This is a genomic window from Arthrobacter sp. THG-b23, from assembly GCF_059091265.1.
The window spans coordinates 78,567-104,979 of record NZ_JBNHGM010000011.1; the positions used below are offsets into that span (position 1 = coordinate 78,567).

23 protein-coding genes, 2 tRNA genes and 2 pseudogenes are annotated in these 26,413 nt (G+C 65.5%); 3 read left to right on the forward strand and 24 right to left on the reverse strand.

Features of this window, described 5'->3' with window-relative positions:
• The first annotated feature begins 31 nt into the window (after positions 1–31).
• Both AC5RVD_RS16010 and AC5RVD_RS16015 read left to right on the forward strand, forming a co-directional pair.
• Positions 32–1,106, forward strand: a pseudogene (locus AC5RVD_RS16010) (DNA polymerase IV).
• A 201-nt stretch (positions 1,107–1,307) separates the two neighbouring features.
• Complete coding sequence (locus AC5RVD_RS16015) at positions 1,308–1,676, forward strand: cupin domain-containing protein (RefSeq protein ID WP_493987076.1); 369 nt, start codon at positions 1,308–1,310, stop codon at positions 1,674–1,676.
• A 182-nt stretch (positions 1,677–1,858) separates the two neighbouring features.
• Here the strand turns inward: AC5RVD_RS16015 and AC5RVD_RS16020 are convergent, their stop codons facing one another.
• The 12 genes from AC5RVD_RS16020 to nrdH all read right to left on the reverse strand — a co-directional run bounded on the left by AC5RVD_RS16020 (position 1,859) and on the right by nrdH (position 12,844).
• The gene (locus tag AC5RVD_RS16020; protein ID WP_494127472.1) at positions 1,859–2,479 is read right to left on the reverse strand and encodes a hypothetical protein; all 621 of its coding nucleotides are present in this window, start codon (positions 2,477–2,479) and stop codon (positions 1,859–1,861) included.
• Positions 2,480–3,143: 664 nt separating this feature from the next.
• Positions 3,144–3,725, reverse strand: a complete 582-nt coding sequence (locus AC5RVD_RS16025; protein ID WP_494120781.1) for a dihydrofolate reductase family protein — start codon at positions 3,723–3,725, stop codon at positions 3,144–3,146.
• A gap of 57 nt (positions 3,726–3,782) precedes the next feature.
• On the reverse strand, positions 3,783–4,445 hold the full coding sequence (locus tag AC5RVD_RS16030; RefSeq protein ID WP_494127473.1) for a hypothetical protein: 663 nt from the start codon (positions 4,443–4,445) through the stop codon (positions 3,783–3,785).
• 41 nt (positions 4,446–4,486) lie between these two features.
• Positions 4,487–4,846, reverse strand: a complete 360-nt coding sequence (locus AC5RVD_RS16035) for an iron chaperone (protein ID WP_494120783.1) — start codon at positions 4,844–4,846, stop codon at positions 4,487–4,489.
• Between the two features lie 334 nt (positions 4,847–5,180).
• Positions 5,181–6,086: a ferredoxin family protein gene (locus AC5RVD_RS16040; RefSeq protein ID WP_494127474.1), complete on the reverse strand. Its 906-nt coding sequence runs from the start codon at positions 6,084–6,086 to the stop codon at positions 5,181–5,183.
• A 10-nt stretch (positions 6,087–6,096) separates the two neighbouring features.
• The gene (locus AC5RVD_RS16045) at positions 6,097–7,302 is read right to left on the reverse strand and encodes a cupin domain-containing protein (RefSeq protein ID WP_494127475.1); all 1,206 of its coding nucleotides are present in this window, start codon (positions 7,300–7,302) and stop codon (positions 6,097–6,099) included.
• On the reverse strand, positions 7,283–7,477 hold the full coding sequence (locus AC5RVD_RS16050; RefSeq protein ID WP_494127476.1) for a hypothetical protein: 195 nt from the start codon (positions 7,475–7,477) through the stop codon (positions 7,283–7,285). The genes AC5RVD_RS16045 and AC5RVD_RS16050 overlap by 20 nt, the downstream gene beginning before the upstream one ends.
• A 378-nt stretch (positions 7,478–7,855) precedes the next feature.
• A complete protein-coding gene (locus tag AC5RVD_RS16055) occupies positions 7,856–8,476 on the reverse strand; it encodes a hypothetical protein (protein WP_494127477.1) in 621 nt (206 codons plus the stop codon).
• Positions 8,477–8,806: 330 nt separating this feature from the next.
• The gene (nrdF, locus tag AC5RVD_RS16060) at positions 8,807–9,784 is read right to left on the reverse strand and encodes a class 1b ribonucleoside-diphosphate reductase subunit beta (RefSeq protein WP_494113098.1); all 978 of its coding nucleotides are present in this window, start codon (positions 9,782–9,784) and stop codon (positions 8,807–8,809) included.
• Between the two features lie 165 nt (positions 9,785–9,949).
• On the reverse strand, positions 9,950–12,070 hold the full coding sequence (nrdE, locus tag AC5RVD_RS16065) for a class 1b ribonucleoside-diphosphate reductase subunit alpha (RefSeq protein ID WP_494113106.1): 2,121 nt from the start codon (positions 12,068–12,070) through the stop codon (positions 9,950–9,952).
• Positions 12,071–12,087: 17 nt separating this feature from the next.
• Positions 12,088–12,555, reverse strand: coding sequence for a class Ib ribonucleoside-diphosphate reductase assembly flavoprotein NrdI (nrdI, locus tag AC5RVD_RS16070; protein ID WP_494113107.1), 468 nt, complete (start codon positions 12,553–12,555; stop codon positions 12,088–12,090).
• Positions 12,556–12,601: 46 nt separating this feature from the next.
• Entirely contained in the window at positions 12,602–12,844 is a 243-nt protein-coding gene (gene nrdH, locus AC5RVD_RS16075; RefSeq protein WP_494127478.1) for a glutaredoxin-like protein NrdH, read from the reverse strand.
• 739 nt (positions 12,845–13,583) lie between these two features.
• Between nrdH and AC5RVD_RS16080 the strand changes: the two genes are divergently transcribed.
• A complete protein-coding gene (locus tag AC5RVD_RS16080; RefSeq protein ID WP_494113099.1) occupies positions 13,584–14,507 on the forward strand; it encodes a LysR family transcriptional regulator in 924 nt (307 codons plus the stop codon).
• A gap of 254 nt (positions 14,508–14,761) precedes the next feature.
• Here AC5RVD_RS16080 and AC5RVD_RS16085 read toward each other — a convergent pair.
• The 12 genes and pseudogenes from AC5RVD_RS16085 to AC5RVD_RS16140 form a co-directional block, all read right to left on the reverse strand.
• Positions 14,762–14,834 (reverse strand) — tRNA-Ala (locus AC5RVD_RS16085).
• Between the two features lie 73 nt (positions 14,835–14,907).
• Positions 14,908–14,980: transfer RNA gene (locus AC5RVD_RS16090), tRNA-Ala, on the reverse strand.
• 151 nt (positions 14,981–15,131) lie between these two features.
• Positions 15,132–15,518 carry a ribosome silencing factor gene (gene rsfS / locus AC5RVD_RS16095; RefSeq protein WP_494113100.1) on the reverse strand — a complete coding sequence of 129 codons (387 nt, stop codon included), beginning with the start codon at positions 15,516–15,518 and terminating at the stop codon, positions 15,132–15,134.
• 40 nt (positions 15,519–15,558) lie between these two features.
• Positions 15,559–16,995, reverse strand: a complete 1,437-nt coding sequence (locus AC5RVD_RS16100; protein WP_494127479.1) for a ribonuclease E domain-containing protein — start codon at positions 16,993–16,995, stop codon at positions 15,559–15,561.
• A 34-nt stretch (positions 16,996–17,029) separates the two neighbouring features.
• Positions 17,030–17,674, reverse strand: a complete 645-nt coding sequence (gene nadD, locus AC5RVD_RS16105; RefSeq protein WP_494113108.1) for a nicotinate-nucleotide adenylyltransferase — start codon at positions 17,672–17,674, stop codon at positions 17,030–17,032.
• 45 nt (positions 17,675–17,719) lie between these two features.
• Entirely contained in the window at positions 17,720–17,953 is a 234-nt protein-coding gene (locus AC5RVD_RS16110; protein WP_494113102.1) for a hypothetical protein, read from the reverse strand.
• Positions 17,954–18,077: 124 nt separating this feature from the next.
• Complete coding sequence (locus AC5RVD_RS16115) at positions 18,078–19,394, reverse strand: glutamate-5-semialdehyde dehydrogenase (RefSeq protein ID WP_494127480.1); 1,317 nt, start codon at positions 19,392–19,394, stop codon at positions 18,078–18,080.
• A gap of 80 nt (positions 19,395–19,474) precedes the next feature.
• The gene (gene proB / locus AC5RVD_RS16120) at positions 19,475–20,608 is read right to left on the reverse strand and encodes a glutamate 5-kinase (RefSeq protein ID WP_494113109.1); all 1,134 of its coding nucleotides are present in this window, start codon (positions 20,606–20,608) and stop codon (positions 19,475–19,477) included.
• 25 nt (positions 20,609–20,633) lie between these two features.
• Positions 20,634–22,148: pseudogene (obgE, locus tag AC5RVD_RS16125) on the reverse strand (GTPase ObgE); the annotation flags it as partial.
• Positions 22,149–22,273: 125 nt separating this feature from the next.
• A complete protein-coding gene (rpmA, locus tag AC5RVD_RS16130; RefSeq protein ID WP_136785451.1) occupies positions 22,274–22,534 on the reverse strand; it encodes a 50S ribosomal protein L27 in 261 nt (86 codons plus the stop codon).
• Positions 22,535–22,589: 55 nt separating this feature from the next.
• A complete protein-coding gene (gene rplU, locus AC5RVD_RS16135) occupies positions 22,590–22,898 on the reverse strand; it encodes a 50S ribosomal protein L21 (RefSeq protein ID WP_493977453.1) in 309 nt (102 codons plus the stop codon).
• A 421-nt stretch (positions 22,899–23,319) separates the two neighbouring features.
• Positions 23,320–26,413 (reverse strand): Rne/Rng family ribonuclease (locus AC5RVD_RS16140; RefSeq protein ID WP_494127481.1); only part of this gene is annotated, 3,094 nt, incomplete at its 5' end.

A 26,413-nucleotide genomic window follows, 5' to 3' on the forward strand; every position in this document is an offset into this window, starting at 1 on the left:
TTGCCAGGGACGTATAGGGCAGACTGGTGGCGTGAGCGGAATCCCGTGGGTGCTGCACGTCGATCTCGACCAGTTCATCGCTGCGGTCGAAGTGCTCCGGCGGCCGGAGCTTGCGGGCAAACCGATCATTGTCGGCGGCCGGGGCGACCCCACGGAACGGGCTGTGGTGTCGACCGCATCCTACGAAGCCAGGGCGTTCGGCGTGGGTTCGGGAATGCCCCTACGCACCGCTGCCCGGAAAGTGCCCGATGCTGTCATCCTTCCTGTCGATCACGAGGCGTACCTCGCGGCGTCTGAAACGGTGATGGCTACGCTTCGTGAGCAGCCCGGCGCCACAGTGCAGGTGCTGGGCTGGGATGAAGCCTTTGTCGGCGTCAAGACAGAGAATCCGGAAGCCTACGCCCGGCAGTTGCAGGCCGCTGTCCTGGAGCGAACGCAGTTGCATTGCAGCGTGGGCATCGGCGACACTTTGGTCCGCGCCAAGGTCGCCACGGGTTTCGGCAAGCCGGCCGGCGTCTTCCGTCTCACTGCCGGAAACTGGCTGGACGTCATGGGCGGTCGGCCCACCAAGGACCTGTGGGGCGTCGGAACCAAAGTGTCCGGCCGCCTGGCCAAACTCGGCATTAACACAGTCGCCGAGCTCGCCGCGTCCGACCCCCAAGACCTGGTCCCGGAATTCGGCCCAAAGATGGGTCCTTGGTACGCGGAGCTAGGACGCGGGGACGGCGCCAGCGTCGTGGACGACACCCCCGTGGGTTGCCCGCGGGCACAGCCGGGAGACCACCTTTCAGCGGGATCTGACCGAGCCCGCCCAGGTCGACGACGCCGTAAGGGAGCTGACAGCGCGTGTCCTTGAGGATGTTGTGGCCGAAGGACGGCCCGTCGTTGGGCTGACCCTCAAGGTTCGGTACGCACCGTTCTTCACCAAGACCCACGCGAGGAAAATTCCCGAGACGTTCGACCGGAACGAAATCCTTGCCCGGGCATTGGACCTCGTGGCCGGAATCGAAGCGGGCCGTCCCATCCGGCTCTTAGGCCTGCGGGCCGAAATGGCAATGCCCGACGACGCCCGAAAGGGACATACGCCGACGCGCGGCGGCTGGTGACGGCGGCGCTCGCCTTGTTGGCGACTAATTAGGCGTGAAGACGGCAGCCGTTGCAGCCTCTGGGCTTAGCGACCCCGTTCGAAGCGATCACCACTGCCGACAACGATGCAGACGTCCTCGTCAGGCCGGGACGCATTGACCCCGTTCCCGGGGTGCTGCCAAACTTGTGCGCATTGCACGTCTGGTTCAAAGGAGACCCTCATGGCACCCATGATCCGCAAGAGTCTAAACGAGCCCGAAGAAACCCGGCCTTTCGAGGACGGCAAAGGAAAGCTGGATTTGATCAATCTCGAGGCAGGCGCCGTCGGGCGGGCGGTTTTCGAGCCCGGTTGGCAGTGGTCCAAGCACGTGAAACCCATTGCTAAGACGGACAGCTGTCAGGTGGCCCATACCGGCTATGTGTTGTCCGGACGACTCAAGATCGTCATGGACGACGGGGAGGAAAACGAGTTCACCGTCGGCGACTATATGTCCGTCCCGCCAGGTCACGATGCATGGGTCGTAGGAGATGAGCAATGCGTGGTCGTTGATTGGCAAGGATTCAGCGACTACGCCAAGCGACAGGACTAAGAGCGTCATCTCCAGTCGCCGCACCTGGCACGACTGACGGCCGCTCTGGTGTCGCCTCCTTCCGTCGACCACCAGAAGCACAAGACAGGCTAAATCCCCCCGAATACAGGCGTCCTGCTCGCCGCCGCCCAGACACGGTTGAACCTCGGCACCTCCTCCCCGGGCCCAGGGAGGAGGACGTGTTATTCCTCGGCTGCCTCATCGAGCATTTCGCACACATCGTGCACGTGCCGGGTGGTGTTCAGCACGATATCCACCGAGGTTGGCTCGACCATCTCCGGGTCCTCAGAGAATTGGGCATGGAAAGCCAGCCACCCCCGCTCGAAGTACAAGAACTCCGGAAGGCCTTCTTCTTCCAGCGCCGCGGTATCATCGGTGCCCATGGGGTAGATGATCGAGGGACCCTTGAGCGAGTCGACGATGGTTAACTGATCCGCCGAGAAGTATTGGAAGCCCGGTCCGGAGATGTCGAGTTCGTCGATGAAGGCACCGTCCGAGGCGCGCGTCAGGTCCACGGTGGCATCGCCCCGGAACTTCACCAGTGTCGACCCGTTCTGCCTAACCCGGGCCTTGTAATGGACTTCCCGGACGTCTCCGGATTCTGAAGTGACCGTGGTGCCGCACGCCTCGAACTCTATAGGAGCGTAGTAATCGTCCGGGACTGGTAGGTACTGCCCCCCAGTGTCCTCGGGCGGCCAAGGGGTGGGGGCTTCTTCCTGGGGCGATGCAACGGCCGGCGCGGTCCCCGCGACGAGGGCGAGAGCAATGAAAATGGGCAGGCGCAGTGTTTTCTTGATGGACATGATGAGACTCCTGGCGTGGCAGGAGGGCTGGTCGCTCGTCCTGCACGGATATGCGTTGGATGCCGTAGTGGCGACAGGTCCGTTGAGAGAACCACGGTCCCTGCGTTCCTTCCCCCAGCCAGGCGCACAGTGCGCTCAACGTACGTCAGCGGTTTTCCGACTGTCAATGGGTTCGGGCGCAGTACTACTACCCTCTTGAATGGAGGGTGTATTAAAACCGTTCTAGAGGAAATGCACCGTTTCTCCCAGTTGCGAATGGGATATCAGGAGGCAGGCGAAAACGTCACACCTACGGGCGGGAAAAGGGGCGGAAGCAATGTCGATGCCCAGATTAAGGTTATTTCCCGCACCGAATTCCTCCAGTGGTTGGCACGCCGCCGATCGTTGACGGTACGAACCCGCGACTTACCCTACCCCTGCCCTCGTCTTTACTTCGCAGATGCATGACATTCTTCGAATCAGGTCCTGACCGCACAGCGGCATCTAAGGAACGACCCATATGACCGATGCTTAGATAGGTCGTTTATTTTGCTCAGATGCGGGAGTTCCCCCAAAGGAGGATGGCCAAACGGACCAAGACAAGCAAAGTGAACTAGCCTCCAACTGGCAAGCAAATGTAGCTATTCACAGTTGAGGGTTTAATCGCTGACTGGATGTTGATCGATCAACGGCGCACCCGATAGCGCAGGTGAAGCACCCGGTTGCCCTGTATCACCACGTCGGGATCCTCCAACAGGTGCTGTGCGCGGACCGACCCGAAGTAGCGCTTGCCGGACCCGAACACGACGGGTACGACGTCCATGCGGACCTCGTCGACCAGGCCCGCGGCGAGCACCTGGCCACCGACGTCGCCAGCGGCGACCTCGACGATGCGGTCACCTGCGAGCTCCTGCGCCCTGGTCACGGCTGCCTCGACGCCGTCGACAAAGTGAAACGGCGCCTCTGGGTCCCAGCCCTCGGGCTTCGGCCGGTGCGTCACGACGACCACGTGGTCGACCCCGCTTGGAGGCTTCCCGTCCCAGCCGTCCGTCATGTCGAAGACGTGGCGGCCGACGATTGTCGCCCCGATCTGGTCCCAGTACGGCCGGGTGTAGTCGTAGGACGTCTGCGACACCTTCACCTCGCCGCTCTCGTCCAACGGGACGTCACCGCTGGTCAGCCAGTCGAACAGCGGTCCGGGCTGGTCGTTCTCGTCCGCGACGAAGCCGTCCACCGACACCGAACTGTACATGACCACCTTGCCCACGGGGCTCTCCTTTCCTTTACGCCAACTCCGGCACCCACTTGACTCATCCTCTGCGCCTCAGTCAGGCCGCCCGTCAGTGATCTCGTCCCCTGCAGGGAGAGCCGTGCCGACGGAATTCCCTGACGAGATCTGCCGCTTGATCTGCTCGAGCTCATCTTTGAGCAGGTCAACTGTGGCACGGTATTTTTCGAAGTCCGCCTTTCGGCGCTTGGCTACTGCGTAACTGATGCCGGCGGCGAGAATGGCAAGCGGGAATGACACCAGCAGGGCCCAGCCTGACGCGGCCAGGAAGTCCAGCGCTACGGGAAGTGCCTGCTTGAAGGCCCGGAACTCGTTCACCCCACCGACCACTCCGTTCAGAGCGGAGTCCAGCGGGCCCAGAAACTGCCCCACGACAGGCGTCCCGGAAAACGTCGGAGCGGTCAGCGGCGGTTCTCCCCCTGCCGACCAGCGCGAATCACCGAAGTGGTTCAGGACGTAGATCCCGGCGCCCGCATTGAGGGCCGCGAAGAGCAAGACGGAGCCAAGCGCAGTCCAATGAAGCCTGCGCGGACGCCAGACGCCGGCCGCAAGCGCAAAGACGGTGGCTGCAACCCAACAAAAGATGCGGAGTTCGTCGCGGCTCATGCCGCCCCATAGATCCAAGGAATCCCCGCCCTTACAGTCGGATTCGATGCTGGTTTCCGTCCCAAGCGAGCTTATCCCAGTCGTGCCGGGCATGCTGCTGACACTTCGCAGCTATATGCACCGAGGCGACTGACTCAAACCTTGTCTGAAGGCAGCTGCTGTAGCCGCCAGGCGATTATTTCGCGGATGAGCTCGGTCGGGAGGGGGGCATCATGGCGCAGCTGGATAGAGTGCTCGGTGGTCCCATATGCGGTCAGCTCTGTCGAGAAATGCGCGATCACGTCTGAAGTGGGATAGAACCCAATGTGGCGCTTTGTTCCGGTGAAGAAGAACAACGGCTCGGTGCCGAGTTTGAAGGTCGGCATACGCCAACTGATCGATTCGACGGCTTCATCGGGCACGGCCGACCGGATCAGTTCGTACACGGTCAGCAGCCGATCCCGTACATCACCGTCGTACCGGTCGATGTACTCGATGATCGAACTCGCTGTCATGGTTCTCTCCCTTTCGCCGAAGTCATGTCGGGCGACGGTCGCATCTTGAGCGATCGTGCACGCCCCGGTCATAGTACAGCTGCACCCATAGATTGCCGCCGCCAAAGATCACCGACCGATCCATCCCTTTCTGTACGTTGTCCGGCCGGGGGGTCCTCATGCCTCTCGACTGCCGTCGGTCCGGCGTCGCGCTGCTCGGCGGCCAGGGCTTAACGCCTTCAAATCCATGCTGGCGGTGTCGCAATATCCCAGGTCCCCGACCCCAACAGCGTCGACTATATCGGTCATCTCGTAGACGGGTCTGTTGCGAGGGCATGACCCGGCGGCCGCTGGGTCATGCCCTTAGAAAGTGGCGGATCGAAGTGGGTTCGTAGACCGTGACTGAGCTCATCATCGGTCCCCTGCAGGTCAGCTGACACGGCGGAGTACGGTGTGCCTGCAGTTCGACCTCAATACTCCCTGCATGTGGCGGCCGGCCGGTGATGCGAATCCGCCAGTGATCGCCGTCGCGGACAGCGTCAGTGATCGTGTAGTCATGACGGCTGGCGGGGCCGAAACATTTCAGCGCGGCCGCGACAGCGGCTTGCTGTGGTTGGGCGAGATCTGTGTATCCGCGCAGATGCTTTGCGTGGATACGGCCCGCGAGGTGTTCTTCAATTGTCGCAACGGATGATTTCGCATCTAGACCGCCGTAGTAGACGCCGTCGGGCGCAACGATGACGTTGGCGGCGAACCTGTCACCGCCTACGTGCGTGCATTCCCACACCAGCTCCGGCCAGCGTTCACTCAGTCTTCGTGCCACGGGGCGTCCGCGCGAAGCGCAGCAGGGGTCGTGCCGACCGTGGGTGCACACCAGAATGACGGGCTGCAGGCCGGGCTCACCGGGGGTTTTGAGGGCTAGGGCGATCTGCGCCAGATCCTCATCACGGGTCCACGTTCCCCATTGCTGGCGATGGGCACCGGAGTTCTCGTGGCGCAACACGGCCCAGCGGCCGGGACCCTTGCGGCTTCTGCGGCCGTGTCGTCGTACCAGCAGCACCCGCGCCCGCGCCGCCTGCGCAGCGGAAAATACGAGTGCTTTGGTTTCGGGTTCGAGATCGAGGTCGCTGAAGCCGTTAGTCGGCCACCCGCCTCGGCATTCGATGAGGACCCAGATGAAGCCGCGGGGTGCTGTGCCTGCCAGCGGGTCGCCGCGTGTCCGGGCGCCTTCGGCGCAGAAGAAGCGTTCGGTTGCAGGCATCGTGGTGTCATCACTGTTTCGCAGGAACGACGACGCCGGCTCGCAAGAGCCTTTCGACGAGCTCGACGCCGAGATCGTTCGCAGTGTGAACCTTGCCGTTGAGCAGCCGGGTCACAGACGGCAAGTCCTTTTCGGGGAAGTCGAGCCAACCCACGCGCGTGGTCAGGCGTGAATCCTCCAACCGTGGTTGCAGTGCATCACGCAGCCGCACTTGGGACTCGGGGCCGAGGTGATCGACGGCCGCTAGCTGGTCCAGCAGTCCTAGCGGAGCCGGGCGTCCCTGTCCTCGTCGCGTGCGGTGGAACTGGGGAGTGGAATCGGCCTCAGTGACGGCTATGGCGAGGCGTTCGCGGACGATGTCGAGCTCGCCAGTGGGGCCGTCGACACCCAGTGGCAACGACTTGCGCATCTCTGGATCGTCGCGAAGCAGTTCAAGCGCTGCCTGAGCCAGCTGTTCGGCCAACGCATAGCGGGTCCAGTTGTGGACTCCGAGTGTGAGGTGAATGGATACCTCGCCCTGCGCCTTGGCGGCATGCAACCAGCCGCGAGGCAGATAAAGGGAATCGCCGGGCTTGAGCACCGCGTCGATGTACGCTTCGCCTTCCGCCGCCTCAGCAACTGTGGAGCGGTGATCGGTCCAGGGCTGGTCACGCAGCGGGTCGGGGTGGACGGGTTCGTGGATGATCCAGCGCTTGGTTCCCTCGATTTGCAGGACGAAGACGTCGTGCACGTCGTAATGATCGTCGAATCCTTGGTTCTGGGGTGGGGTGATGTAGGCATTGGCCTGAACCGGGTGTCCTAGCTCCGAGCTCAGCTTGGTGCAGAAGTCTGCCACCGGCTCCCACGTGCGGTGCAGCGCCTGCAGCACGAGTGTGGCACCGTCGGCGAGCCTTCGCCAAAGCATGGTGTCGTCGAGTTGGTCAGAGATGGTGGCGCCAGCCCCGGCGGAAGAAGTGAATGATGAGTCGGGTAGTGTCGAGCCGTCCTTGGCAACACGGAGGAAGGGTGTGCGCAGTCCCCGCCGCGAAGTCAGTTCGTCGACTGCCTCGGCAGAGAACAAATCCGAGAAGTCGCTGGCGTTGCGCGTAAGCAGCGCCGTTCGTCCCCATGCGTGGTGGGCAAACTGTTCGCGTCCTCCGCCAATGAGGCGGGTCTCCAGGATCCCGGGCCTTGGCGCGGCGCCGGGATCCTGAAGGTCAGTTCGAGCGCTGCTCAAGACCGGCTGTCCGACTCTTCGGCACCACCGCCAAGTGCCCCGCCGTCAGCACCGCCATCAGCACCACCGTCGGCCCCGCCATCAGCACCACCGTCGGCGCCACCGTCGGCGCCACCGTCGGCGCCACCGTCAGCACCACCGTCGTGAACGCCGGGAACACCGGCTGCGCCGCCATCCGCCGGGCCTTCCTGCTCCTCCGGATCCTTCTGGGGGTCAGTCATGCTTCCTCCTGGAATCGAATAGCTGAGATCAGTACCCGTTATCTGTGACTGATCGTTGGGCCGTGCGATCCCTCCTAACACCGCCCGCGATCAACATATCGGCACAGGTTGAGTTTGGGAACACATCCGCGTTGAGGCGACTGATCCAGCACCGGCAACCCGATTCGACCAAAACCATTCGCCAATCACATTCTGATCCATACTCGTCACACGGGAAGATTCCGCAGCTTTTCACACCGCACCCGATCACGCGCGGGGCGCCCCAAATGCCCGCAGGCGAACAGTCGTTGCCGGGCCAACGCCTTCAACGCCTCAGGGGGCGGGTGGTGGTGTTACTTCCAGGCCGCCTCATCGAGCATTTCGCACACATCGTGCACGTGCCGGGTGGTGTTCAGCACGATATCCGAAGCGATCGGCTCCATCACCTTCGGGTCCTCAGAGAATTGGCTGTAGAAACCCAACCACCCCCGTGTGTAGTAGGCAAACTCCGGCAAACCTTCTGCGGCCATCATTTCGGCTTCTTCGGGACTCGCTGCTGCCACGATCGAGCGCCCACTGAGGAGTTCCACAACGGTCAGCTCATCGGCTGAGATGTATTGATAGGCCGTTCCGGAAATGTCGAGTTCGTTGATAAAGGCGCCATCCGAGGCACGGGTTAGGTCCACGGTGGCATCTCCTTTGAACTTCAGAATCGTTGATCCGTTCTGCTTCACCCGGGACTTGTAATAAACATCCCGGACGTCTCCGGCTTCCATGGTGACGGTGGTGCCGCACGCCTTGATCTCAATCGGGTCGTAATATTCTTCCGGAACGGGCAGGTACTGGCCTCCTGTGTCCGGGGGAGGCCAGGTGACGGGGGCTTCCTCCGCAGGCGTCGCAACGGTCGGCGCGGCCCCCACGGCGAGGAAGAATACAACGAAAACGGGCAGGCGCAGTGCTTTTTTGAGGTTCATGATGGGAACTTCCGGGCAGCAGGAGGGCTGGTCGGCTCATCCTGCACGATTATGCGTAAATGCCATAAAGGCGACAGGTCCGTGGAGAGAACGACGGTTCCTGCGTCCCCCCAACCGGGCGCATAGTGGCCTCAACATAAGCCGGCGGTTTTCGGGCTGTCAACGGGTTCCGGCGCAATATCTCTACCCTTTGGAAAAAAGGGGAGGGCCGCAACCTGCTGAAAAAACGACCTATCCTGGCAAATTGCCCGGATAGGTCGTTTCAGCTTTCTGCCCCGCCCCCCAGTCAGGGCACGAAGTTGTATTTATATAAAGAAGAATTCGGAGGAGCTAGAAGTCCCAGTCCTCGTCTTCGGTGTTGACGGCCTTGCCGATCACGTAGGAGGAGCCGGAGCCGGAGAAGAAGTCGTGGTTCTCGTCCGCGTTAGGGCTCAGGGCGGAGAGGATGGCCGGGTTCACGTCGGTGACGGTGGACGGGAACATGGCCTCGTAGCCCAGGTTCATCAGCGCCTTGTTGGCGTTGTAGTTGAGGAACTTTTTGACGTCCTCGGCCAGGCCGACGGCGTCGTAGAGGTCGTGGGTGTACTGCACCTCGTTCTCGTACAGCTCGTAGAGCAGCTCGAAGGTGTAGTCCTTCAGCTCCTGCTTGCGTGCTTCGGACTCGCCTTCGATGCCCTTCTGGAACTTGTAGCCGATGTAGTAGCCGTGCACCGCCTCGTCACGGATGATCAGCCGGATCAGGTCCGCGGTGTTGGTCAGCTTGGCCCTCGAAGACCAGTACATCGGCAGGTAGAAGCCCGAGTAGAAGAGGAAGGACTCCAGCAGCGTGGAGGCAACCTTCCGCTTGAGCGGGTCCTCGCCGTAGTAGTAGCCCTCGATGATGCGGGCCTTCTTCTGCAGGTTCTCGTTCTCGGTGGACCAGCGGAAGGCCTCGTCGATCTCCTTGGTGGAGGCGAGGGTGGAGAAGATCGAGGAGTAGCTCTTGGCGTGCACCGACTCCATGAAGGCGATGTTCGTGTAGACGGCTTCCTCGTGCGGCGTCAGGGCGTCCGGAATCAGCGACACGGCGCCGACGGTGCCCTGGAGCGTGTCCAGCAGGGTCAGGCCGGTGAAGACGCGCATGGTGAGCAGCTTTTCGTCCTCGGTGAGCGTGTTCCAGGACTGCACGTCGTTGGACAGGGGCACCTTCTCGGGCAGCCAGAAGTTGTTGCAGAGCCGGTTCCAGACCTCAACGTCCTTCTCGTCCTGGATCCGGTTCCAGTTGATCGCTTCCACGTGGTGCAGAAGCTTGACCTTCTCGGCTGACATCGCTTCCCCTTCTTCGCAAATCTGTGTTGTTCCATGGTGCCCGAATGCCGGCCGTCGCTGCGGCCGGCAGTGGCCCGCCGGTTCCGGTGGTTGCCGGCGCCCCGTCGGTGCCCGTACGACGGCGGGCGGGCACCCGCCGTCGTACTTTTCAGTTGCTGTGGGCTGCTAAAGCATGCAGCTGACGCAGCCCTCCACCTCGGTCCCCTCCAGCGCGAGCTGACGGAGCCGGATGTAGTAGATGGTCTTGATGCCCTTGCGCCAAGCGTAGATCTGCGCCTTGTTGATGTCGCGGGTGGTGGCGGTGTCCTTGAAGAACAGCGTCAGCGACAGTCCTTGGTCCACGTGCTGGGTGGCCGCGGCGTAGGTGTCGATGATCTTCTCGTAGCCGATTTCATACGCGTCCTGGTAGTACTCCAGGTTGTCGTTGGTCAGGTACGGGGCCGGGTAGTACACGCGCCCCAGCTTGCCTTCCTTGCGGATCTCGATCTTGGATGCCACCGGGTGGATCGAGGACGTGGAGTTGTTGATGTAGGAGATCGAACCGGTGGGCGGAACCGCCTGCAGGTTCTGGTTGTAGATCCCGTGCTCCATGACGGAGGCCTTCAGCTCCCGCCAGTCGGCCTGGGTGGGGATCTCCACATGGGCGAAGAGTTCCTTGACCCGGTCGGTCTGCGGCACCCACTCCTGCTCGGTGTACTTGTCGAAGAACTCGCCCGAGGCGTACTTGGACTTCTCGAAGCCGCCGAAGGTCTGGCGGTGTTCAATCGCGAGCTTGTTCGAGGCACGAAGCGCGTGGAACAGCACCGTGTAGAAGTAGATGTTGGTGAAGTCCAGGCCTTCCTCGGAACCGTAATGCACCCGCTCGCGGGCCAGGTAGCCGTGCAGGTTCATCTGGCCCAGGCCGATGGCGTGCGACTGCAGGTTGCCTTCGGCGATCGAGGGCACCGAGTTGATGTAGGACATGTCCGACACCGCGGTGAGCGCGCGGATGGCGGTCTCGATGGAGGTGCCGAAGTCGGGCGAGTCCATGGTCTTGGCGATGTTCATCGAGCCGAGGTTGCAGGAGATGTCCTTGCCGATCTCGGCGTAGGTGAGGTCCTCGTTGTACAACGACGGCGAGGAGACCTGCAGGATCTCCGAGCAGAGGTTGGACATGATGACCTTGCCGTGGATCGGGTTGGCGCGGTTCACCGTGTCCTCGAACATGATGTACGGGTAGCCCGATTCGAACTGGATCTCGGCCAACGTCTGGAAGAACTCGCGGGCGCTGATCTTGGTCTTCTTGATCCGGCTGTCGTCGACCATCTCGTAGTACTTCTCCGTGACGGAGATGTCCGAGAAAGGCACACCGTAGACGCGTTCTACGTCGTACGGGGAGAACAGGTACATGTCCTCGTTCTTCTTGGCCAGATCGAACGTGATGTCCGGGACGACAACGCCCAGCGAGAGCGTCTTGATCCGGATCTTTTCGTCGGCGTTCTCGCGCTTGGTGTCCAGGAAGCGGTAGATGTCCGGGTGGTGCGCATGCAGGTACACCGCGCCGGCGCCCTGGCGGGCACCGAGCTGGTTGGCGTAGGAAAAGCTGTCTTCGAGCAGCTTCATGACCGGGATGACGCCGGAGGACTGGTTCTCGATCTGCTTGATCGGCGCGCCGTGCTCACGGATGTTGGTCAGCGACAGCGCCACGCCGCCGCCGCGCTTGGACAGCTGCAGGGCGGAGTTGATGCCGCGGGCGATCGACTCCATGTTGTCTTCGATGCGCAGCAGGAAGCAGGAGACCAGCTCGCCGCGCTGCTTCTTCCCGGCGTTCAGGAACGTGGGCGTGGCCGGCTGGAAGCGACCGTCGATGATCTCGTCCACCAGCCGGTTCGCCAGCTCCTCGTCGCCCCTGGCCAAATGCAGGGCCACCATGCAGACGCGGTCTTCGTAGCGCTCCAGGAAACGCTTGCCGTCGAACGTCTTGAGCGTGTAGGACGTGTAGAACTTGAACGCGCCCAGGAAGGTCTCGAAACGGAACTTCTTCTTGTAGGCCCGGTCGTAGAGCGACCGGACAAAGTTCATCGTGTACTGGTCGAGCGTTTCGCGCTCGTAGTAGTCGTTCTTGATCAGGTAGTCGAGTTTTTCTTCCAGATCATGGAAGAACACCGTGTTGTTGTTAACGTGCTGCAGGAAGTACTGGCGCGCAGCTTCGCGGTCGGCTTCGAACTGGATCTTCCCGTCCGGACCGTAAAGGTTCAGCATGGCATTGAGTTCGTGGTAGCCCAGTCCCTTGAATGCCGCCGGCAGTTCTGCCTTGGCGTCGGCTATGGCCGCGTGTGCAACTGTCGTTTCCAAAAGTGTTCCAATCCTTGCTTGACCCGGTCGACGTCCTCGGACGTGCCCATGAGTTCGAATCGATAGAGAAGCGGCACCTGGCACTTGGCGGCGATTTTCTCCGCCGCCAGGCAGTACGTTGTGCCGAAGTTCGTGTTTCCGGAACCGATCACCCCGCGGAGCAGGCGCCGGTTCTCCTCGCGGTTGAGGAATTTGATGACCTGTGGCGGAATCGAGTTCCTGCCGGATTCCCCGCCGTACGTCGGCAGTACCAGGACGAACGGCCGGAGCGCGTGAAGCGTCTCCTGCTGGGTCCGCAGCGGGATCCGTGCCGCCGGCATCCCCAGCTTCTGCATGAAGCGGTCGGTGTAGCCGGAGGCGGAGGAAAAATAGATCAGGTCCGTGTCGGCGGTCCCGCCGGTTGCCGGACCCGCCTCACGCCTGGCGGCCTCACTCATCAGCAGCTCGGTCATGGCGTTTGGTTCTGGTTCCGAACGAGTCCGCTCAGGCTACTGAGGCAGCGGCCTGGGCCAGCTCCTCGATCTTGTCCGGGCGGAACCCGGACCAGTGGTCCTGCTCGGTGACGACGACGGGCGCCTGCATGTAACCAAGGGAACGGACACGGTCCAGCGCTTCCGGATCCTGGGACAGGTCAACGCTCTGGTAGGCGATGCCCTTCTTGTCCAGAGCCCGGTACGTGGCATTGCACTGCACGCATGCTGGCTTGGTGTAAACCGTTACAGTCATGGTCCTTCTCCCCTAATTCTCGGTACGGCGTTCTGCTGTTTTCTGGCTGTGCGGCTGTCCCTGAGAAGAACCCGCGCTCGCTGCCCGCCAGCGGTTCCAATACTACATCTAGTGGACTCGGCCATTCGGAACCCCAAGATGATGTATTACAAGTATGTCATTCCGAGCCCGCCTTCGTCCACAGCCCATGGGGATATTTTCGGAGGTGAAACAGTTGATATTCCGGCCTTTCCGTCGCACCATCCACAGCCTGTGGATTGGCTGCCCACAACTTCGGAAAGTCTCGTGTCGCTGATTCCTCGGCGTGTCGCTCCTAGTGCCACGACCACTAGATGTTGTGGTTCCCCGCTTCGGTCGTCTCTCCTGCTGCCGCTCCCGTGATCCGGACTATAGCGGCCGCTTCGGACGTTCGGCCGGCTGCATTCGCCGCCTCCGCGCTCTGCAGTCCGGTGGCTTCACCCGGAGGCTGCCTTCGCAGCGTGTCGCGGGCTCGAACGCCCCCTCACGTGCTGTTGACACTCCTAATACAACACTTCGGATGGACGCGGCATTCCTCTCGCTGGGGCAGCCCCGCGCCCACCCCCAGGCCTGTGCGCGTCCATCCGCCCCGTTCCCGGTCAGACGCCTTGCAGTGCCCTTCCGGACCTCGGAGCGGCGCCATCCATCGCGGTATGACCCGAGGATCTCCCAGAGCCCAAGGTAGGCTTAGCGCAGGCCGGAACGAGCGACAGGAGAGCTGATGGTCAACACGGTGCATCTGCGCACGCTGCTCGAGGTGACCCGGCGAGGGTCGTTCGCTGCGGCGGCCTCCAACCTCGGCTATACGGCCTCGGCCGTTTCCCAGCAGATGTCCGCGTTGGAGCGCGAGACTGGCGCCAAGCTGTTCGAGCGGTCGGCGCGCAGCGTGCAGCCGACCGAAACGGCGATGGTGATGTCCCGCCATGCCGCCAAGGTCCTCACGGACATCGATGCGCTGCTGGCTGCCACGGCCCGCAGCCAGGACACCAGCACGCAGGAAGTCAGGCTGGGAATCTTTCCCAGCCTGGCCACCTACGTACTCCCCCGACTACTGCAGGCCCCCGGATGGCCGGGCCTGGGGATCAACCTCAAGGTATCCGTCGCCGAGCCGGGACAGACGATCCAGGGGCTGCGGGCCGGCGGCGGCCTCGACGTCGCCCTCGTGTTCCAAGTGGGCCAGGGCGGGCTGGCATGGCCCAACACGGTGAGCCGGCAATGGATCGGCGACGACAACTTCCGGGTGGTGCTGCCCGAATCATGGGGCATCCGCGCCGGGGCCTCGGTGACGGCCTCGCAGTTGGCCGAGATGCCTTGGATCATGCACCATCCAGGCACGGCGGACGCCACCGTGATCGAGCGACTCTTCGCCAGCTGCAACCTCCACCCCCGGGTGGTCGCCTACTGCGATGACTTCAATGCAAGCTTGGCCATGGCCGCGGCGGGCCTGGGCGCTGCGCTGGTGCCGGAGCTGGCCATGCACAACGGAGCGGACGGCATCGTGGTTTTGGACGTTCCGGAAATCCGGCTGGCACGGAACATCTTTGCGCTGCTGATCAACGACCGGCAGAACGCCCAGTTGGGCCTCTTTATGGACCAGCTGTCGGTGATCCTGCGCGACATGAGCATCACGACCAGGCGCACTTGAGGGAGCGCCGGCCGATCGGCCATAGTCGCCGGTGTCTGCTCATTGGGCATGGCGTCCTCAAACGACTAGGCGGCAATCCCGCGTTCGCCCACAGCTGAACCGTCGCGAGATCGGCGAGGAATGTCGGCTAGCAGGCGGCGGGCTCCCGGATAAAGAGGGCGAAACTGCGCTTCCGGGACCTAGGGATGGCCGATTCACAGGCAACGAAAAAGTCCGGCGCAAACAGTTGTTTGTGCCGGACCTTCGTTGATGGGTGGAGCTGAGGGGACTCGAACCCCTGACCCCCTGCATGCCATGCAGGTGCGCTACCAGCTGCGCCACAGCCCCTGGAATGGAAGTGATTCGCCGTACCGGCGTTTATATTCCGCTGCGTGAATATCACCGATGGTGCTTCACGGAGTGGAGCTGAGGGGACTCGAACCCCTGACCCCCTGCATGCCATGCAGGTGCGCTACCAGCTGCGCCACAGCCCCGTAATCCTTGCGGATTCCGCGTCGCTTCCTTCGAAGCAACTTGAATATTCTATGCAGAGACTCTCACGGATTCCAAATCAGCGGATGGACTCCGGGCGGGCCCACCGGCCGGACGGAATGGTCCCGGCCCGGCAGGGCTCGCTCGCTGCGGCTACTCCGTGCCCGTCGACGCGGGCTTCTGGTCCAGCTGCAAATCGATGAACGGGCAGTCCTTCCACAGGCGCTCCAGGGCGTAGAAGACGCGGTCTTCCTGATGCTGGACGTGGATGACGACGCCTGCGTAGTCGAGCAGTACCCAGCGCCCTTCGGACCGGCCTTCACGGCGGATCGGGCGCAGGTCCTGTTTGTGCAGCTCCTCTTCGATGCCGTCGACGATGGCATTGACTTGCCGCTCGGTGGGTGCCGAAGCGATGAGGAACACGTCGGTGATGGCCAGCCGCTCGCTGACGTCGATGGCGACGATGTCTTCGGCGATCTTGTCGCTGGCTGCCTTCGCGGCAGTGCGGGCAATGGCGATCGAGCTTTCGGGTGCGGTCATGTGTCTCCTTGGAATATGAACCAGCGGTTGAGCGGCGGCTTTAGCCGCCAAAGACTCCGAGCATCATGGCAATTCCCGCTGCGAACGCAGCGGCGCCAAGCACCAGTGCACCACCGACCGCGAGCCTGATCCGGCGGACCCGGTCGAGCCCTGCCGTCCGGGCGTCGAGGGGATCCAGTCCGTAGGCACTGCTGGCCTTGAGCGGATGGATCGTGGCAGCGCGCCCTTCGGCCAGTGCTTCGGCCTGGGCCAGGATCTTCGACCGAGGCGGTGCCGAAGCGGCCGTGTCGACGGGTCCCGGGGCGGGGTTCCGGTCCTGTCCCGCAGGTGTCCCTGCCACTGCCGGCACAGCTTCCGTTGCCGCCGGCAATTGCGGCTTGGCCGATTCCGGTGCCGGCTGCCGGCGTGCGGGAGCCTGCTGCCGGACCGGCGGCGCCTGCGCCGGAGCCGGCGTCGTCACCACCGGAACGTAGGACGTCGACGACGGCCGGAGCACGTGCCGGTCGGTCCCCGGGACGGCCACGAATTCCATCGGAGCGGACGCAATGTCCGCCGCCGGCCGGTCCGTGGCCGTGTGCCGGCGCTGTTCGTTTTCGTCACTCAGCCGCTTCTTGTCCGCGGCCCGGCGGTTCAGTACCGCGGCACGCTCGGCGAGGGCTTTTTGCTGGGCCAGCAGTTCCAGGTCCACGTCGTGGGGATCCTGCTCCTGCCGGGACTCCATCATGGCAACCATGTTCTTGGCCTGGCCCATCAGCAGATCGCGGGCGGCCAGCGCCTGCTCAACGGTCATCTCACCGGCGTCGACGGCCTCGCGCCCTGCCGCCGAGAGCGGCTTCCCTTGCGCGTCGGCCGGCGGCTGGACCGGATGCCGGCCGGTGTCCCCGCTGCGCCGGGCCCGCCGTCCGCCCTCGATCGGCGGACGCTGCGGTTCATACGGGACATCCGCCGGGGCGCCCGACGTCCGGGCGCGGGCGTCTGCGGGGGCGTCCGACGCCCGGGCGCGGGTGTCCTCCTTAGCAGCCGGGGCGCCCGGTGCACCTAACGAACGGGCGCGCGTGTCTGTGGGGGCAGCGGGGGCACCCGAATTTCCGGCCCGGCCCTCCGCCGGCGCGCCGGACGTGGGGACGCGGTTCTCGCGCTCCAACTGCTGTTGGCGTAGCTGGCGCCGGGTCGGCACCTGTTCCTGCTCGGGCGCCGGGATCTTGGGCAGCGCCGCGGTCAGGGTCTTGAGTGCACGGCGGGCCTCACGCTCGCGGGCGCGGGTCTGCGAGGACCGCTCGCCCTGGCGTTCGCGGGATTCTGTCCGGCTGTCGCCGGACGCCTGGGCAACTTCTCCCCCGCCATCGACTGGGGCCTCTGCCTGGGCATCCGGTGCCTGGGAGACGTTCGCGGAGGCAGCCTCCGGACCCGTGCCGGCGCCGTCGCGCTGCCGCCGGATGTCCCGGCGACTGGGCGGCGGCTGGGATTGATTGCTCATGCTTTGCTGATCACCCAGTAGTAAACGACTGATTTCATTGGCTTGGTTGCAGTTGGCTCAGGGCGACGGCGCCGTCCGGCGCGCGACGGTAGAGACCATACTTGGCTATGTACTGTACTACGCCGTCAGGCACCAGGTACCAGACCGGCTGGTTGTCGGCCACGCGCTCCCGGCAGTCCGTGGAGGATATGGCCATCGCCGGAACCTCCAGCAGGCTCACATCCTTGCGGCCCAGATTGTGCAGCTCGTGGCCCGGCCGGGTCACGCCGACGAAGTGCGCCAGCGACCACAACTCGTCGATGTCCTTCCAGGACATGATCTGCGCCAGCGCGTCCGCTCCCGTGATGAAGAACAGCTCCGCGTCGGGACGCGCCGCGCGCAAGTCCCGCAGCGTGTCGATGGTGTAGGTCAGCCCCGGCCGTTCGATGTCCACCCGGCTGACCGTGAACTGCGGATTCGATGCGGTCGCGATCACGGTCATCAGGTAGCGGTGTTCGGCCGGACTGACCTCGCGTCCGCTCTTCTGCCAAGGCTGGCCGGTGGGCACGAAGACCACCTCGTCCAGGCCGAAGACCGACGCTACCTCGCTGGCCGCCACCAGGTGCCCGTGGTGGATCGGGTCAAACGTTCCGCCCATGACGCCCAGCCGGAGCTTGCGCCCCGGGTACGTGAGGTGCAGGTCTCCGGCGTGCGGGGATTTGACGGGCAGCGCGGACACGAACGGCTAGCGGCGCGTGGCCTGGCCGTGATCGTGCTTGTTCGGATGCTGCCTGTGCGGGTCCACGTGCTCCTCGACCGCCGAGTGGCGCTGTCCGACACTGGTGAACGCGATCGTGGCGAACATCATGATCAGGAAGACCGCCATGAAACCGGCGCCGATTACCCAGGCGGGGACCGGTAGTTCTACGTGGGCGGCTTCGCTGGCCACGAGTGCGGCGTCGAGGACCTGAGACAGCATGATTCTCCCTTGCGGTTCTTCAGCCCGGCCGCACGCAGGCGGACGGGATATGGCTTCCTACTCATGGTACGCGTTCCGGTGGCGGAACCGTGATTCGGCCGGGACGGGCCCGGCCGGCACCCGTTTAGTCGCGGACCTGGCCGTCGCCCTGAACGATCCACTTGGTGGTGGTCAGTTCGCGCAGCCCCATCGGCCCGCGGGCGTGCATCTTCTGGGTGGAAATGCCGACCTCTGCGCCCAGCCCCAGTTCCCCGCCGTCGGTGAACCGGGTGGAGGCGTTGACGATCACTGCAGCCGAATCGATTTCGGCTATGAACTTCTCGGCGTTGCGCAGATCGTTGGTGATAATGGCCTCGGTATGGCCGGTCGTCCAGGTGCGGATGTGTTTGACCGCATCGTCCATGGAATCCACCATCGCCACCGCCAGGTCAAGGTCCATGTACTCGCGGCCCCAGTCCTCGTCGGTGGCGGCTTGGGCCTCGACCCCGGAGGGAAGTATGCCGGCCACCCGCTCGTCCACATGCAACCGCACGCCGGCACCGGCAAGCGCCGCGAGGACGTCGGCCGAGGCTGCCGCATCGCGATGCACCAGCAGGGTCTCGACCGTGTTGCAGACCGACGGCCGCTGGGTCTTGGCGTTAAGCAGGATGTCCACGGCCATCTCCGTGCCGGCCGATTCGTCCAGGTAGATGTGGACATTGCCCTCACCGGTCTCGATCACCGGCACCTTCGCGTTGTTCACCACGGACTGGATCAGCTCGCGGCCGCCGCGCGGAATCAGCACGTCCACCAGGCCGCGCGCCTGCATCAGCGCGGTGGCGCCCTCGCGGCCGTAGTCGTCCACGCTCTGCACCGCATCGGAGGGCAGGCCCACCCGGTCCAGCGCGTCGCGGATGATGCCCAGCAGGGCAACGTTGGTGTGCCGCGCCGCGCTGCCACCGCGCAGGATCACGGCGTTGCCGCTCTTGAGCGCAAGGCCGGCAATGTCGACGGTGACGTTCGGGCGCGCCTCGTAAATGGCGGCGACCACGCCCATGGGGACGTGGACCTGGCGCAGCTGCAGGCCGTTCGGCAGGGTCTGTCCGCGCATCACGGTGCCCACCGGGTCCGGCAGCGCGGCCAGGTTCTGCAGGGCAGCGGCCAGCGAGTCGATGCGCTTGGTGTCCAGGGTCAGCCGGTCCAGCAGGGCGGCACTGGTGCCGTTCGACTTGCCCTCGTCCAGGTCCTGGCGGTTGGCCTGCAGCACCAGGTCTCGCCTGGCGACCAGGGATTCGGCGATCTCCTGCAGGGCCTTGTCCTTCCAGGCCCGATTGGCGCGTGCCATCCGGCGCGCGGCGGTCCGGGACCGTCCGGCGATGGCCTCGACGGCGGCGGTGGCGTCCGGTTTCCGGCCGTCCTGGAGCTCTTCGGCCGTGGACTGGGAGGGGGCTGTCTGGGTCATACCCTTGATTTTAGCCCGTGGGCCCGGCACAGCACGACGACGGAGGTCACGTTACGCCGCCGCCGGCTGGCACGGGTGGTTCAGAGCAGGACGAGGTCGTCCACGTGGATGACCTCGCGCTCGTACTGCCGGCCGAGCGACGCGGCGAGCTCCCGGGTGGAGCGGCCCAGCATGCGCGGGAGCTCGTAGGAGGAGAAGTTGACCAGGCCGCGGGCGACCACGCGGCCGTCACCGTCGGCCAGCTCCACCGGATCCCCCGGTTCGAAGTCGCCCTTGACCGACACGATGCCGGCCGGCAGCAGCGACCGGTGCTTTTCGCGCACGGCCTGCACGGCGCCGTCGTCCAGCACCAGCCTGCCCTGCACGGAGGCCAGGTGCGCCAGCCAGAGCAGCCGCGGCGGCCGGCGCGTGCCGCTGACCGCGAACCAGGTGCCCACGTCCTCGCCGGCCAGCGCCCGCGCCGCGTTCGGCGTGGACGTGACCAAAGCCGGAATGCCCGACCCTGCGGCGATTCCGGCGGCCTCCACTTTGGTCACCATGCCGCCGGTGCCGACGCCCGTGGCGCCGGTGCGGCCAATGTTCACGCCGTCCAGGTCCTCCGGCCGGGCCACCAGCGGGATCCGCCGCGCGCCGTCCTTGGGCGGGCCGTCGTAGAGCGCGTCCACGTCCGAGAGCAGCACCAGCGCGTCGGCCTTGACCAGGTGGGCCACCAGGGCGGCCAGCCGGTCGTTGTCACCGAAGCGGATTTCGTGGGTGGCCACCGTGTCGTTCTCGTTAACCACGGGGACGACGCCGAGGTGCAGCAGCCGGTGCAGCGCCCGGTAGGCATTGGCGTAGTGCTGGCGCCGCATCAGGTCCTCGGCGGTCAGGAGCACCTGGCTGACGGTAATGCCGCGGGCGCCGAAGGCATGGGTGTAGCGGGCCATCAGCAGGCCTTGGCCGACGCTGGCGGCTGCCTGCTGGGTGGCCAGGTCCCGCGGACGGCGGGCCAAACCCAGCGGGGCCAATCCGGCGGAGATGGCGCCCGAGGACACCAGGATGACTTCGGTGCCGGCGTTGCGGCGGGCGGCCAGCACCTCCACCAGGGACAGCAGGGCCCCTTCGGAGATGCCTCCGGCCACCGAGGTCAGCGACGATGAGCCGACCTTGACCACCAGACGCTCGGCCGTGGCCAGCAGCGTCCGGTCAGCCGCCGTGGCCGGCTCAGCGCGCATCGTCGTCGTCACTGTCTTCCCCTGCGGTCCAGATGCCTGACTTGCGCTCGGCCTCGAGTTCGGCGCGGGTGGCAGCCCTGGCTTCCTTCCGCTCCTGGTACTGCTCGCGCTTCTCTTCGCGGGTGGGCCGGATGTACTCCATCAGGCGCAGGTCGGTGCCGCGCGGGGAGGACAGCAGCTCGGCGCCGGCCGCCATGGTGGGCTCCCAGTCGAAGACCACGGCGTCGTCTTCGCCGATTACCACCGTGTCGCCCGGGCGCGCGCCGGACTTGAACAGCTGGTCCTCGACGCCCAGCTTGGCCAGCCGGTCGGAGAGGTAGCCAACGGCCTCGTCGTTGTTGAAGTCGGTTTGCTTGACCCAGCGTTCGGGCTTGTCTCCGAGCACCCGGAACAGCGGTTCCAGGTTCTTTTCCTCGCGCCGGATGATGAAGCCGCGCTCGTTCACGGAGCGCGGGCGCAGGACGGCGGGGGCAACCTTCGGCGGGGCGGCCTTCGCTTCGGCGCGGGCGGCCGCGACGATCCCGGCCATGGCAAAGCCGAGCTGGCGCAGCCCCTCGTGGCTGGAGGCGGAGACCTCGAACACCTTGTAGCCGCGCTTTTCCAGCTCGGGGCGCACGAATTCGGCCATGTCGCGGCCGTCGGGCACGTCCACCTTGTTCAGCGCGACCAGCTTGGGTCGCTGGTTCAGCGGGACCACGTCGCCGTCGGCGCCGGCGTAGCTCATGTCCACCGTGTACTGTTCCAGTTCCCGCTCGATGATCTCGAGGTCGGAGAGGGGGTCACGGTCGGCTTCCAGCGCCGCGCAGTCCAGCACATGGACCAGTGCGGCGCAGCGCTCCACGTGGCGCAGGAAGTTGTGGCCCAGACCCTTGCCTTCGCTGGCGCCCTCGATCAGGCCCGGCACGTCGGCGATGGTGAAGCGGATGTCGCCCGCCTGGACCACGCCCAGGTTCGGCACCAGCGTAGTGAACGGGTACTCGGCGATCTTCGGCCGGGCGGCGGACATGGCGGCAATAAGGCTCGATTTGCCCGCGGACGGGAAGCCGACCAGCGCCACATCGGCGATGGACTTCAGCTCGAGGACGATGTCCCGCTCGTCGCCCGGAATGCCCAGCAGGGCGAATCCGGGTGCCTTGCGCTTGGCCGATGCCAGCGCGGCGTTGCCCAGCCCGCCCTGGCCGCCGGCCGCGGCCACGAACTCGGCCCCCTCGCCCACGAGGTCGGCGAGAACGTCACCGTTCTTGGTCTTGACCACCGTGCCGTCGGGGACGGGCAGCACCAGCGTGGCGCCGTTCTTGCCGCCGCGCCAGTCCCCCATTCCCGGGCCGCCGTTGGTGGCGTGCCGGTGCGGGGCGTGGTGGTAGTCCAGCAGGGTGGTGGTCTGGGCGTCCACGCGAAGGATCACGTCGCCGCCGTTGCCGCCGTTGCCGCCGTCGGGCCCGCCCAGCGGCTTGAACTTTTCGCGCTTGACGGAGACGCAACCGTGGCCACCGGATCCGCCGGATACATGCAGGACTACCCGGTCAACGAATGTTGCCACGTGATCGATCTCCTCTGTGCCGGTGGGCGCGAACCGAAACGGCCCACCAGTGATTCTAGTCTGGTTAAAACACCAGTGAGGCGGACCGACGGCCCGCCTCACTGGAAAGCTGTTAGCTGCTTGGATTACTCCGCAGCGGCAGCCACGATGTTCACGACGCGGCGTCCGCGGCGGGTACCGAACTCAACGGCACCGGCCTCGAGAGCGAACAGCGTGTCGTCGCCGCCACGGCCGACGTTGGCGCCGGGGTGGAAGTGGGTGCCGCGCTGGCGGACGATGATCTCGCCGGCGGAAACTACCTGGCCACCGAAGCGCTTCACGCCAAGGCGCTGTGCGTTGGAATCGCGACCATTGCGAGTGGAGCTCGCACCCTTCTTATGTGCCATCTGATTTGCCTACCTTTGTTTCTGAAGGAACGTTTACTAAAAGTCAGCGAACCGCTTACGCGATGTCGGTGACCTTGACCTTGGTCAGTGCAGAACGGTAGCCCTGGCGCTTCTTGTAGCCGGTCTTGTTCTTGTACTTCTGGATAACGATCTTCGGGCCGCGGAGATTTTCGACGATCTCGGCGGTGACCTTGACGTTGGCCAAAGCATCGGCAGCAGAGGTGACCTTGTCGCCGTCGACCAGGAGCAGAGCAGGCAGCTCGATGGTGCTACCGGCCTCGCCGGGGACGCGGTCAAGGGTCACGAGGTCTCCAACGGAAACCTTTTCTTGGCGGCCGCCGGCGCGGACAATCGCGTACACCACTTGGGAACTCACTTCTCTAGACGTTTATTACAGTTTTTGCTCGAATACGCAGGCACGACATGACGGCCTGGAAAGCACTGTGCATCCGCGCCTGCGGGTGGAAACCCTTCGAAGGCGTACGCACCGAAGATCTAGATTACGCTATTGCGGCTATCAGCCGCAAACCAGGGGGCTCCGGGGGTGCCGGGACGGGCTCTGGCGTCATCTTTCCTGGCGCGGGCGGACTGCAATCCGCTCGGGCGCACCACACAATACTACCGGTCGCGCCGCCCAGGCACGCGCATTTCGCCGCCGCGACACGGCGCGCGCCGCTTCTGCGGCAGCCGGAGACGGTGTCCTGCCGGGCACCAGACAGGCAGCCCGGGCACAGGCAGGCCGCGGAACCGATGCGGTCCGCGGCCTGCCCGGCATGCGACGGCGCCTACAGTTCCGAGGCCGGTACTCCTACACCCAGCACCACCGGAGCCGCAGCTTCGTTCTTGTCCCCTGCCGCTTCGGCCAGCGCGGACGCGGCCGGGGCGGTGGCGGCGTGGCGGTGCCCGCCGTCGTTCTCCGAAGAAACGGCGGCATCCACCGTCTGGACGGGAGCATCGGCAGCACCCTGCGGGCTGCTGGCGGCACGACGGCGGCGCGGCTTGCGGACGGCGGCCGCCGCCGCCGGGGCCTGCGGCTCGGCAGCCGACACGGGCCGGGCGTCGTCGTGCGGAGCCTGCGGTTCGGCAGCGCCGGACGTCCCCGCCGCGGCCGGCTCCGGCTTCTCCACCGGAGCAACCTTGTTGAAGGCCTCGGTGAGGCTCTCCAGGGTCAGCGACGGCTCTTCCGGCGCGGCCACCGGGCTGTGCACGGCGCGCGGGATGGCCACCGTTTCTCCGTTGATCTCCAGCACGGCGGCTTCTGGTTCCTTGCCGGCCGAGGCCGCGGGGACGGCGGTTGCCACGCCGGGATCGTCCGCGCGGCGCGACCTGCGCTTGCGTCCGGAGCCTGAAGGCTGGCCCGACGCTCCGGCGGACGTACCGGCCGCCGCCGCTTCAGGCTTGCCGGCAACGGCGGCAGCGGCAGGTTCTTCGCCGTCGTGCCGTTTGGCCTTGGCAGTCTCCGGGTGCTCTTCCGCCTCGTGGGCGGCGTGCGCTGCGGCGGCGATGTTGGCCAGTGCCGCACGGGCGGCCTCGGCCTTGGCCCGGCGCTCGGCGTCGTCTTCCTGGCTCACCGCGGCCGGGGCCTCGGCGACAGACTCCTGCCCGCCCTGGCCGCGGTTGCGGCGCTTCTCGCTGCGCGACTGCCGTTCGGAGCGCTTTTCGATGCGGACCTGGTGGTGCTCGGTGGCCGCGGCGGGGCGACGGTGTTCGACCGGCTCGTCGTGGGTGATCACGCCGCGGCCGGCGCAATGCTCGCACTGCTCGCCGAAGACTTCCAGCAGCCCGGTGCCCATGCGCTTGCGGGTCATCTGGACCAGGCCCAGCGAGGTCACCTCGGCCACCTGGTGCTTGGTGCGGTCGCGGCCCAGGCATTCCACCAGCCGGCGCAGCACCAGATCGCGGTTGGACTCCAGCACCATGTCGATGAAGTCGATGACGATGATGCCGCCAATGTCGCGCAGCCGGAGCTGGCGGACCACTTCTTCGGCCGCTTCCAGGTTGTTCTTGGTGACGGTTTCTTCCAGGTTGCCGCCGGAGCCGGTGAACTTGCCGGTGTTGACGTCCACCACCGTCATGGCCTCGGTGCGGTCGATCACGAGGGAACCGCCGGAGGGCAGGAAGACCTTGCGGTCCAGCGCCTTGTGGATCTGCTCGTCGATCCGCTGGGCGGCGAAAATGTCCGTCTCCGACGTCCACTTCTCCAACCGGTCCACCAGGTCCGGGGCCACATAGGTCACGTAGGCCTCGATCGTGTCCCAGGCTTCTTCGCCGGAAACCACCAGCTTGGAGAAGTCCTCGTTGAACACGTCGCGGACCACCTTGATGGTCAGGTCCGGCTCGGCGTAGAGCATCTCCGGTGCCAGCGTCTTGGTGGAACCGGCACGCGATTCGATGCCTTCCCACTGCGCGCGCAGCCGGTTGATGTCGTTCATCAGCTCTTCTTCGCTGGCGCCCTCGGCCGCGGTGCGGACGATCACGCCGGCGCCGTCGGGAACGTGTTCCTTCAGGATCTTCTTCAGCCGGTTGCGTTCCACGTCGGGCAGTTTCCGGGAAATGCCGGTCATGGAGCCGCCGGGTACGTAGACCAGGAAGCGGCCCGGCAGCGAAATCTGGCTGGTCAGGCGGGCGCCCTTGTGGCCCACCGGGTCCTTGGTGACCTGCACCAGGACCGAGTCGCCGGACTTCAGCGCGAGCTCGATGCGGCGCGGCTGTCCGTCCAGGTGGGCGGCGTCCCAGTTGACCTCGCCGGCGTAGAGCACGGCGTTGCGGCCGCGGCCGATGTCGATGAAGGCCGCTTCCATGCTGGGCAGCACGTTCTGTACCTTGCCCACGTAGACGTTGCCGATCAACGAGTCCTGCTGGGTCTTGGACACGAAGTGCTCGGCCAGCACACCGTCTTCGAGCACGCCGATCTGGATCCTGTCGTCGCGCTGGCGGACGACCATCTGGCGGTCGACGGATTCGCGGCGGGCCAGGAACTCTGCCTCGGTGATGACCTGGCGGCGGCGGCCCGTCTCGCGCGATTCGCGGCGGCGCTGCTTCTTGGCCTCCAAGCGGGTGGAACCCTTGACCGACGCCACCTTGTTGCTGGGGGCGGTCTCGGTGATGGGCCGCGGGGCCCGCACCCGGGTGACAGTGTTGGGCGGGTCGTCGTCGGCACCGCCGGTGAGTTCAAGATCGGCATCGCCGCGGCGGCGACGGCGGCGGCGGCGCGAGGTCACGCCGTCCCTCTCCCCCGCGGCACCCTCGTCGGCGGCTTCAACGGTCTCGTCGCTTTCTTCCGTGCTGCCGGCCTCATCGCTGCCGGTTTCGGCCTCGGGGCGGTTGCGGGTGCGGCCGCGGCGGTTCCGCCGGCTGCGGCGGCGTCCGCCGTCTTCGTCGTCCTCGTCCGAGTCGTCGGCCGCGGCCGGTTCCGGCTTGGCGGCGACGGCGGACAGGTCCGGGGCGTGGAAGAGCAGGGATACCGGCGAGGACGGAATGGTGAACGGATCGGTCCCGGCGTCCGCTTCTGCGGCGGTTTCTTCGGCCGGATCTCCCGCGGCGGCCGCCTGCTCCGGTTCGGCGGCCGGGGCCGTCTCCGCGGTGGCGGGGGTTTCCTCGGCAGCAGGGGCAGCGGCGGCGGCCGTGGCGGCACGACGACGGCGGGGCGCCTTCGCGGGCTGCTCCCCTGCCGTACTGCCGGCTGCGGTACTGTCGGCTGCCGTTACCGTTCCGGCGGTGTTTCCGGCCATGGCTTCGGCTGCGTCGCCTGCGTCGGCGGCCACCGGCGCCGTGGCGGGGGCTTGGGCCGTGGCCGTGGCGGGGGCTTCTCCCTCGGCGATGGTGAGTTCGGCGGCTGCTGCCGCGGTGGCCTGGGCCTTGGTGCTGCGGCGGGTGCGG